At 67.0% G+C, this 8,871-nt stretch carries 10 protein-coding genes; 1 reads left to right on the top strand and 9 read right to left on the bottom strand.

From position 1 onward, the window contains the following. Positions 1-10: 10 nt before the first annotated feature. Positions 11-766 carry a methyl-accepting chemotaxis protein gene (locus RT028_RS18895; RefSeq protein ID WP_409567310.1) on the top strand — a complete coding sequence of 252 codons (756 nt, stop codon included), beginning with the start codon at positions 11-13 and terminating at the stop codon, positions 764-766. Between the two features lie 96 nt (positions 767-862). Here the strand turns inward: RT028_RS18895 and RT028_RS18890 are convergent, their stop codons facing one another. The 9 genes from RT028_RS18890 to RT028_RS18850 form a co-directional block, all read right to left on the bottom strand. Further along, a complete protein-coding gene (locus tag RT028_RS18890; protein WP_312936808.1) occupies positions 863-1,801 on the bottom strand; it encodes a helix-turn-helix domain-containing protein in 939 nt (312 codons plus the stop codon). A gap of 209 nt (positions 1,802-2,010) precedes the next feature. Continuing rightward, entirely contained in the window at positions 2,011-2,778 is a 768-nt protein-coding gene (locus RT028_RS18885) for a 2-keto-4-pentenoate hydratase (protein ID WP_312936806.1), read from the bottom strand. Then, positions 2,775-4,382, bottom strand: a complete 1,608-nt coding sequence (locus tag RT028_RS18880; RefSeq protein ID WP_312936804.1) for a bifunctional 3-(3-hydroxy-phenyl)propionate/3-hydroxycinnamic acid hydroxylase — start codon at positions 4,380-4,382, stop codon at positions 2,775-2,777. Before RT028_RS18880 ends, RT028_RS18885 begins: the two co-directional genes overlap by 4 nt. Positions 4,383-4,397: 15 nt before the next feature. Beyond that, positions 4,398-5,249: an alpha/beta hydrolase gene (locus tag RT028_RS18875; RefSeq protein ID WP_312936802.1), complete on the bottom strand. Its 852-nt coding sequence runs from the start codon at positions 5,247-5,249 to the stop codon at positions 4,398-4,400. 25 nt (positions 5,250-5,274) lie between these two features. Further along, positions 5,275-5,877, bottom strand: a complete 603-nt coding sequence (locus tag RT028_RS18870) for an amino acid synthesis family protein (RefSeq protein ID WP_312936800.1) — start codon at positions 5,875-5,877, stop codon at positions 5,275-5,277. A gap of 14 nt (positions 5,878-5,891) precedes the next feature. Next, positions 5,892-6,341: a VOC family protein gene (locus RT028_RS18865; protein ID WP_312936798.1), complete on the bottom strand. Its 450-nt coding sequence runs from the start codon at positions 6,339-6,341 to the stop codon at positions 5,892-5,894. A 13-nt stretch (positions 6,342-6,354) separates the two neighbouring features. Beyond that, complete coding sequence (locus tag RT028_RS18860; RefSeq protein WP_312936796.1) at positions 6,355-7,392, bottom strand: VPS10 domain-containing protein; 1,038 nt, start codon at positions 7,390-7,392, stop codon at positions 6,355-6,357. A 31-nt stretch (positions 7,393-7,423) separates the two neighbouring features. After that, entirely contained in the window at positions 7,424-8,218 is a 795-nt protein-coding gene (locus tag RT028_RS18855) for an SDR family NAD(P)-dependent oxidoreductase (RefSeq protein ID WP_312936794.1), read from the bottom strand. Between the two features lie 27 nt (positions 8,219-8,245). Then, on the bottom strand, positions 8,246-8,871 hold a 626-nt coding region (locus RT028_RS18850), incomplete at its 5' end, for an aldehyde dehydrogenase family protein (RefSeq protein ID WP_312936792.1).

Below are 8,871 nucleotides of genomic sequence, written 5' to 3'. Positions count from 1 at the left end.
CGACAGCGACATGTTCCAGCAGCACGGCCAGGTCGAGCAAACCGCCACGGCGCTGGTGCAAATGGGCGCCAGCGCCGAAGAGATCGCCCGCAACGCCGCCCAGGCCGCCGAGGCCACGCGCAGCGCCGAGCACGCCACGCAGGCAGGGCTGGTGCAGTTCCAGACCACCCGCGACGGCATCGGCGCACTCGACCACACCCTCGGCGAAACCTTGTCGCGCTTGCAGGCGTTGGCCAACAGCGGCGCGCAGATCAACCAGGTGCTCGACGTGATCAGCACCCTGGCGCAGAAAACCAACCTGCTGGCCCTCAACGCAGCCATCGAGGCTGCACGGGCCGGCGAGCATGGCCGCGGCTTTGCCGTCGTGGCCGATGAAGTGCGCCACCTGGCCAGCAGCACCCAGGCCTCTACCCGGGAGATCCGCGAGGTGGTCGAGCGCCTGCACAGCCTCACCGAGAACGCCATGAGCGGCATGCTCGACAGCCGCGGCAAGGCCGAGCATGTGGTCGAGCAGATCGGCCACAGCCACGCCAGCCTGCAGACCATCCGCCAGTCGGTCGACACCTTGCATGCCATGAACCAGCAGATCGCTTCAGCCACCACCGAGCAACACGGCGTGATCGACGACATGGCCCAACGCATGACGGAAATCCGCAGCATCAGCCAGCGTCTGACCGAGCGCATGGCCGCGTCCAACGACGTCAGCCGTACGCTCGACACCCTGGCCGAAAACCAGCGCACACTGCTGGCGCAGTTCCGCACCTGAGGCCAATGGGGGTCGCCGCCCGCGTGCCGGGGCGGCGCGCTGGGATCGGAACCAGGCAGCCGACCGGGAGTCAACCGCCGCTGGCGAGAACGCCGCTCAGCCTGCTCTGCGCCGCGTTGCCGACGGGTACTCGGCAAACAAGGCGCGGTAATGCGTGGCGAAATGGCTCAGGTGAAAGAAGCCCAGGCGCCCCGCCACTTCACTGACCGTGCACTGCTCGGCGCTGCTGGCCAGCAACGCGCGGCGCACCGCGTTCAAGCGCAGGTTGCGCAGGTACTCCACCGGCCGCAAGCCAGTAACCTGCTGGAAGCTGTACTGCAAGGTCCGCCGGCTGACCCGCAGCGCGGCGCACAGGTCGAGGATGCTCAACAGGTGCTCGGGCTGCTGTTGCACCAGCTCCTGGCTACGGCGCACCAGATACGCGCTGACGGCGAGGTTGGCGCGGCGGCTGCGTACCTCGTCGTCGGCGTGCTGGAACAGATCGAGAAATGCTTCCAGCAGGCTGGATTCGAGGCAGTGCTCGGGGATGGGTTGAGCACCGTGCTGCAGGCTGTCGATCAAGGCTGAGACACGGGCACGCAGTCGAGCCAGCGCGGCGGGGTCGACCGCCACTTGCGAGGCGGTCTGCAAGCGCTTGAGCTGCGCCGTGCTGAGCTCGCGGGCGGCGTGCCGGGCGAAGCTCACTGTGTCGAGGTTGGCGGCCAGCATGTGCAGACCTTCCGGGGCATGGACCACGAACTCTTCACCGCCGCGCAGCAACGCCACCGCACAGGCCGCCACCGCATGGCCCTGCACCACCGGCAGCGCCCCGCTGGGCAGCGCGATACCGATGCACAGCCGGTCTGGCGGTGCGTAGCCATGCTGCAGCACGCGCTTGTCCAGCGACTCACGAAACACCTGAAATCGCGTGCCGCAGACCTGGGCCAGCTCGCTATTGAGCGGGCCGCGGCCCATCTGGTCATACACCTGGTTCCACCCGGCGATGGACCCGGCGTGCTGTTGCGAATCGGTAAAGCAGCGGGTTTCAGCAAACATGTGCGAGCCCTCTGTCGCAGACCCAGAAATTGCCGATATCGGCGGCGGGTGATGCCCGCTGGGTGGGTTGAGTGCAGAACCGCCCGACCACGGCCTGATGCCGGTAGATCGACGGCACCGTCAGCGTCTGGCCCTCGTGACAGCCTGGACGTAACCGGCCCGTCACCGAGGCACTGCAACGCCGCGTCGCGCCGCCGCGACATCAGCCGTCAGGCTGGCAGCACCTTGAGCAGCAGCGTGGTGCCCAGCGCCTCGAAGCGGTATTCGCACGGCGTCATGTCCAGCGGCGGCAACAGTGCGCCGCTGAGAATCACCTGGCCGCAGCGCAACGTGTGCCCGTCGGCCAAGAGGCGGCGCAGCAGCCAGCGCAGATTGGCCAGCGGCGTGTCTTCGCGGTTGCCCAGGCGGCCCTGGCCCAGCAGCGCACTGTCGCCGTACAGCGCAAAGCTCAATTGCTCGGCATGAGACGCTTCGAACACCTGCCACGGGCCGAGGCAGAAACCCGCCGCCGCCGCGTTGTCGGCCAGAAAGGCACCCGCATCGAAGCGCCAGCCTTGCCAGCGGCAGTCGGCCATTTCATAGGCCAGCGCCATCGATTGCACCGCGCTCAGCAGGTCTTGGTCACTGTGATAGCCGGCCGAGAGATCGCGGCCCAGGCGCAAGGCCAGCTCGATTTCCAGCTTGGGCTGAATGAAGCGGCTCAGCGCCAGGGCCGCGTCGGCGTCGATGTCCATCGCATCGGTCAGTGCGCCATACACCGGCTCGCTCAAGCCAAAGCGCTCGAAAGCGGCGCGCGACGCGAAGGCGACTTTCCAGCCCACCAGCCGCTCGCCGCGCTGAACGCGCTGCGCCAGCCCCTGGCGTTGCAGGTCGTAGCCCTGTTCTGCGGTCAGCACCGGGCTGTCCGGCGAGGCCATCGGGACCAGCGGCGTGCCGCTCAGGCCGGCGTGCTGCAGCTGCTCGACCAGCCCGCTCATGACAGCTGCGCCTGCAATTTGCCCAGCACCGACTCCAGCCGTTCCGGTGTCGTGATCGCGGCGACGAAACGGTCCGGGCGGATCACCACGATGCAGTCACGCACATTGCTGAACCACTGACCCAGGCGGTTGTGGAGGTCTTCGACGCTGATCGCACCGTCGGCCTGCAACGGCTGGTTGCGCCCCGGCCCACTGCGCGAGCGATTGACCTGAATGAAGCGGGTGTCCCACTGCGCCCAGTAATCGCGAGTCGCCGCCGACAGCCCCTGTACCGGGTTGACGCGGTAGCCGAGCACGGCAAACGACTGCCCCAGAACCGTGTCCAGACGCACCCGCTGGCCGTCGGCCGTTTCCACATCAGGCTGAATGAACAGCTGGCCGACCAGGTCGTCCTCGCGCAGCTCGGCACGCTCGTGGAACACCAGGCCCTGGGTGATGGTGGCCTTGGGCTTGAACTTGAACTCCAGCAGGTGCGAGCGCAGGTTGTCGACGCTGTTCACCGCCTGGAACAGCCAGTCGCGCACGCCGGCCATCAACGGGTTGGTCAAGCCCAGCACGGCGCCCATGTTGTCGGCCAGGGCGATCAGATCGGTGGCATGGCCACGGCGTTCCTGGTCGTAGCTCTGCAAGATGCGCGGCGAAGCCTTGCCCTGCACGATGGCGGCGAGTTTCCAGCACACGTTGGCGACGTCGCGCAGGCCGGAATTGAGGCCCTGCCCGGCCCAGGGCGGAGAGATGTGCGCGGCATCGCCGATCAGCACCGCGCGGCCTTCGACGAAACGCTGCGCCACCCGCGAGTTGTGGGTGTAGGCGCGGATGCGCACGATCTCCAGCTCATCCACCGCATCACCGATGTGGCCATGGATCAGCCGGCGGATCGTGGCTTCTTCGCACATCGCCGTCTCGTTTTCGCCTTCGAGCAGCATGAACTCCCAGCGCCGCTGCTGGTAGGGCAAGTAGATGCACACGAACGGCCGCTGCGGATCGGCATGCAGCGCCGTGAACGGCGCGTCGAGTGAGTCGTGGCGCGTGTCGACCACCACCCATTTGCGCGGGTGGGTCAGGCCCTGCAGTTCGATGCCCAGTTGCTTGCGCACCGCGGAGCGGCCGCCGTCGGCGCCAATCAGGTAGTCCGCCTGGAGCTCATAGACCGCACCATCGGCATCGCGTACCTGCAGCGTGACGCCGTCGGCGCTCTGTTCCAACGCCAGCATTTCGTGGCCCTGACGCAGCTCGATACCCGGGTGGCGCGGCAAGGCGTCGCGCAGGGTTTCTTCGAGCAGTTGCTGCATGAAGATGTTGCGCATCGGCCAGCCATAGGGCGCTACCGTCGGCTTGACCTCGGCGAAGCACACCCCGCGCGCGTTGTAGTAGCGCAGGGGCACGTCGCAGATCATGTCGCGCACGGCCTGGTCGGCCAGGCCGATGCCTTGCAGCACGCGCAGCGCTTCATCGTCCATGCCCACCGCACGCGGGTAAGGCAGGATGCCTTCGGCCAGCTCCAGCACCACGCAGTCGATGCCATACACGCCCATGTAATGGGCCGCGGCGATGCCGTTCGGGCCACCGCCAACGATTGCAACCTGGGTTCTGTCCCGTTTCATGTCACTCACCGCTCGTTATTGTTCTGATGCCAGATGAAGACTTGCGAGGAAGTCCTTCACCACACGGTTGAAGCGCGCGCCCTGCTCGTCATGCACATAGTGGCTGGCGTCATCCACCTGGGCGACTTGAATGTGCGCATTGCGCTGTTGCAGGGCCGTCAGGGTGGCGGGCGGCAGAAAGTCCGAACACCCGCCGCGAATGAACAGCGTCGGGCAGTCGAGCGCCTCGACGGCCGGCCACAGGTCGGTCGGGGCGATGCTCAGGCGCGCCGCAGCGATGCCCTGCTGATCATGGCGCCAGACGATGCCGTCGCTGCTCGCGCGCATCGAATGGCGCAGCCGCGAGGCCAGCGCCTCGGCCGACAACCCCGGCCGTGAAGCCCGCCAGAACGCCTCGGCTGCCGGCCAGTCGGCGAACAGCAGCGGCGTAGCGGCCATTTCCCGACGAATCCGCGCGACGCCATCGCCCTGGCTGGAGGAACCCGGGCCGATGTCCTCGATCACCAGCGCACGCACCCGGCCCGGGTTGCGCCGCACGTACTCCAGGGCATTGGCGCCGCCCAGCGAATGCCCGATGAGCACGAAGCGCTCAAGGCCCAGGTGGCTGACCAGGTCTTCCAGGTCATCGACGTACACGTCGGTGCGGTAGCTGTCGCTCGGCGCCCAGGCGCTGGCGCCGCGTCCGCGCTGATCGAGGGCAACGCAGGCGTAGGCTGGGCCCAGCGCACTCGCCAGACTGTCCCAGGTCTGCGCGTAGGCACGCAGGCCGTGCAGCATCAGCACCGGTATGCCCTGCGGGTTGGCGTGGTGCAGGTAATGCAGACACAGGCCCGTGCGGGTGTGGAAAAAACCGCTGTGGACACTCATGGACAGGCTCCTTGTGCAGGCCAGGTCAGATCAGGCCGTTCTCGCCCTGGACATCGGCCACTGCCAGCCCACCCAGGCGAGCGTGCAGACGGCCACGGGTGGCGAAGGCCCAGATGATGATCACTTCATCGGGCGCCGGGCCGTCGCCGAAGGTCAGCGACAGGGTGTCGTAGTGCGAACGCACGTACAGCGCGTCCTTGTGCGCCAGCGGCACGTCAATGGTCGCCCCCGGTGCGCCGCGCTTGCCGGTCGAGGGCACCCACGACTTGCCGCCGCCCAGGGCCACGCGCACCGGGTCGGCGGCCGGGTTGGTGAGAAACGCATTACCGTGTTCGTACTCGCCGTGGCTGCCCACCAGGCAGGCCTTGCCGTAGCTTTCGATCCGGCGCCCGGCGGCCAGCGCCTGAATACGCTCGCCAAAGGCCCGCCCGAGTTCCGGCGACGGCCCGACCAGTTCGGCCAGGCTTTCACTGAAACGCCCGGCGTAGGGGTTGTGGATCACCGCGGCCACGGCGTACTTGAACAGCGCCTCGCCGTCGGCCAGTTGCCCGGACTCGTTGGCCAGGGTCTCCTCGACGAAGCTGTGCCATTTGCGAATGTGGTAGCCGGCGAAATTGGTCGGTTTCATCTGAGCGGTCCTGGTCAAAGGGGGTCGAGGGTGAAGGGTCGGCTCGGCGCGCCAGCGGCATTGAAGCGGGCCTTGGCCTGGGCGTCGTCGTGCTCGGTTTCGAGAAAGAATTCCAGGCGGTTGCCGTCCGGGTCGTTGAAGTACAGGCCGTTGCCGATCTCGTGGTCGGTGAGCTTGACGATCTCCACACCCTTGGCCAGCAACATGCCGTACAGCTGGCGCAGGGTGGTGAGGTCTCCGGCGATCTCCAGGCCATAGTGCTGCAACCCCAGGCCGCCCTGCTGGGCACCGGGTTCGGCCTGGATCAGGGCGATGTCGTGGTGCTTGTCGCCAAAGGCCATCATTACCCAGGCCGGGCCACGGGCGCTTTCGTGCATGCCCATCACGTCGGCGTACCAGAGCGCCGAGGCGTCCGGGTCACTGACGAACAGCGAGATATGGGTGCGTACGATGTCGACTTTCATGCTGCCACCTCCGTTACGGAATGACCGACTGGTGCCCGGCCTTGATCTGCGCCACGGCGGGCGTCCAGGCCACGTCAGCGATTTCGCTGAATTCGCGCCAGTGCTTCTGCCAGCTGTCGCCGCCGTTTTCCGAGGTGAACAGGTGGCCGTACTTGGTGCCGGCGACCATCTGCTGCGGGTTGCCGGGGTTGAAGGCGATGGCCCACACGCACGAGTTGGGCTGCTGCGGCAGCGGCAGCACCTCCCAGGTCTGTGCGGCATCGCGCGAGATCAGCACCTTGCTGGTGGTGCCCGGCGTGCCGTCGGAGATGCTCAGGTACAGCGTGCTTTCGCTGCCCAGCGGCGCCGTCATGACCCGCACGTAATAGAGGCCGAAGGCGTGTTTGGCGATGATCCCGGTCCAGGTCTGGCCTTCGTCGAAGCTGCGGTACACCGCGTTGACGCAGACCACGACGATGACTTTCTCACCGTGGTTGGGCAGTACCAGGATGTTGTGCACGTCGGAGTTGAAGTCCCACAACAGGCGGTCGTCGAGGCGTTCGAAGCTGTCGCCGCCGTCACGGCTGTGGAACAGCCCACCCTCCTCCAGGCCGAACCAGACCTGGTCGCGGTCGGTCGGGTCGTAGGCGAAGGCCAGCAGCCGTGGACGGTTCACCCCGTCGCAGAACTCGGGGATCTCGACCGGCACGCGGAACCAGCTTTCGCCGCCGTCGAGGGTGCGCCACAGCACGGCCCGCGACGGTGCGCCGGTGCCGACGAAGATGCGCCGGGCGTCCTGCGGATCGACCGCCACCTTCCACACGGTCTGGCCGTTGAACGGTGAATCGACCCGCAGCCAGGTGCCGCCGGTGTCGTGGCTGACGCACAGGCCGGCGTCAGCGCCGACGTAGAGGGTTTCGGGCACCTGCGGGCTGAAGCTCAGCGAGCGGGTGATGGCGTCGAATTCGATCGCCTGGTGCTTGACGCCCAGGCGATGCCAGGTGCGCCCTTCGTCGGCGCTGCGGATCACCGCCTGGCCAACGGTGGAAACCAGCAAGGTTCCAGTGCTCATGCTCTGTACTCCTCGTATGTGAAGGCGCGGCTCAGATGTAGATGCCGCGGGTCAGGCCGCCGTCGATGCCAATCGATTCACCGGTGATGGCGCCGGCCTTGGGCGAGGCCAGGAAGCCGATCAACCAGCCCATTTCCATCGGCTGCAAGGTGCGGCGGATCGGCGTGGCCGCGATGTAGGCCTGCTCGACCTGCTGCGGGGTCTTGTTCTGCTTCACGCCTTCGCGCTCGTACAGTTCCTGGATGTGCGGGGTGTCGACCACGCCTGGGTGAATCAGGTTGACGGTGATGCCGTCGGCGCCGAGCTGGTCGGACAGGGTCTTGGTCATGTGCGCGATGGCCAGGTTGCGCATGCCCGACAACACCTTGCTGGCGCGCCCGGTCAGGCCGCCGATGTTGATGATGCGACCGAAACCGCCGGCCTTCATGTGCGGGGTCACGGCCTTGGCGCAGCGGAAATAGCCGATCACCTTGGTGTTGAGGTCGGCCAGCAGCTCATCGTCACCGGCGTGTTCGATGTCGTTGCGCACCACCCCAGAAGGCGCGGCGGCGCCGTTGACCAGAATGTCGATGCGGCCGAAATGCTGGTGGGCCTGCTGGACCATGGTGTTGACCGCGGCCATGTCGTTGGTGTCGCAGAACAGCGGCAGCACTTCGTTGCCGGTCTCGCCGGTGATCTCGGCGGCGGCTTCTTCCAGGTAGCTCATGCGCCGGGCGCAGATCACCACCTTGCAGCCTTCCTGGGACAGGAAACGCGCCACTTCCTTGCCGATGCCCATGCCGCCGCCGGTAACGATGGCGACGCGGTCTTGCAGTTGCAGATCCATGTTGAATCCTCGTGTGTTGTGGTGTTGTCAGGCGAGGTCGACGAACACGCTTTTGGTCTCGGTGTAGGCGTCGATGACGTGCTTGCTCATTTCCCGGCCCCAGCCGGACTGCTTGTAGCCGCCGAAGGGCGATGCGGGGTCGACCACGTTCCAGCAGTTGATCCACACCGACCCGGCCTTGAGTTGCGCGGCCAACTGGTGCGCAGCGCGCAGGTCGTTGGTCCACAGGCCGGCGGCCAGGCCGTACGGTGAATCGTTGGCGCGGGCCACCAGTTCTTCAGGCTCGGACCAGCTCATCACGGTCAGCACCGGGCCGAAGATCTCTTCGCGGGCCACGCAACTGCGCTCCTGGCGGTCGAGGAACACGCTCGGTTCGATGAAATGACCGCGTTGCAGATGCGCTGGGCGCTGGCCGCCGCAGATCAGTTCAGCGCCATCGGCCAGGCCGCGCTGCAGGTAACCGCTGACGGTGTCGAGCTGGCGCTGCGAGACCAGCGGGCCGAGCGTGCTGGTCGGGTCCAGGCCCGGGCCGACCACGTGGGCGGTGGCGTGCCGGCGCAGCTCGTCGAGCACGTCATCGAGCAGCGACTGGTGGACATACAGGCGCGAGGCGGCGGTGCACACCTGGCCCTGGTTGTAGAAGATGCCGTCGG

The sequence above is a fragment of the Pseudomonas sp. genome (assembly GCF_032058845.1).
GTDB lineage: Bacteria > Pseudomonadota > Gammaproteobacteria > Pseudomonadales > Pseudomonadaceae > Aquipseudomonas.
This window is presented reverse-complemented; position numbering and strand designations above follow the sequence as displayed.

What these genes read in the sequence shown, in the direction of transcription:
- RT028_RS18895 (WP_409567310.1), top strand. Translation starts at nt 11, where the DNA reads ATGTTCCAGCAGCACGGCCAGGTCGAGCAAACCGCCACGGCGCTGGTG.
- RT028_RS18890 (WP_312936808.1), bottom strand. Translation starts at nt 1,801, where the DNA reads ATGTTTGCTGAAACCCGCTGCTTTACCGATTCGCAACAGCACGCCGGG.
- RT028_RS18885 (WP_312936806.1), bottom strand. Translation starts at nt 2,778, where the DNA reads ATGAGCGGGCTGGTCGAGCAGCTGCAGCACGCCGGCCTGAGCGGCACG.
- RT028_RS18880 (WP_312936804.1), bottom strand. Translation starts at nt 4,382, where the DNA reads ATGAAACGGGACAGAACCCAGGTTGCAATCGTTGGCGGTGGCCCGAAC.
- RT028_RS18875 (WP_312936802.1), bottom strand. Translation starts at nt 5,249, where the DNA reads ATGAGTGTCCACAGCGGTTTTTTCCACACCCGCACGGGCCTGTGTCTG.
- RT028_RS18870 (WP_312936800.1), bottom strand. Translation starts at nt 5,877, where the DNA reads ATGAAACCGACCAATTTCGCCGGCTACCACATTCGCAAATGGCACAGC.
- RT028_RS18865 (WP_312936798.1), bottom strand. Translation starts at nt 6,341, where the DNA reads ATGAAAGTCGACATCGTACGCACCCATATCTCGCTGTTCGTCAGTGAC.
- RT028_RS18860 (WP_312936796.1), bottom strand. Translation starts at nt 7,392, where the DNA reads ATGAGCACTGGAACCTTGCTGGTTTCCACCGTTGGCCAGGCGGTGATC.
- RT028_RS18855 (WP_312936794.1), bottom strand. Translation starts at nt 8,218, where the DNA reads ATGGATCTGCAACTGCAAGACCGCGTCGCCATCGTTACCGGCGGCGGC.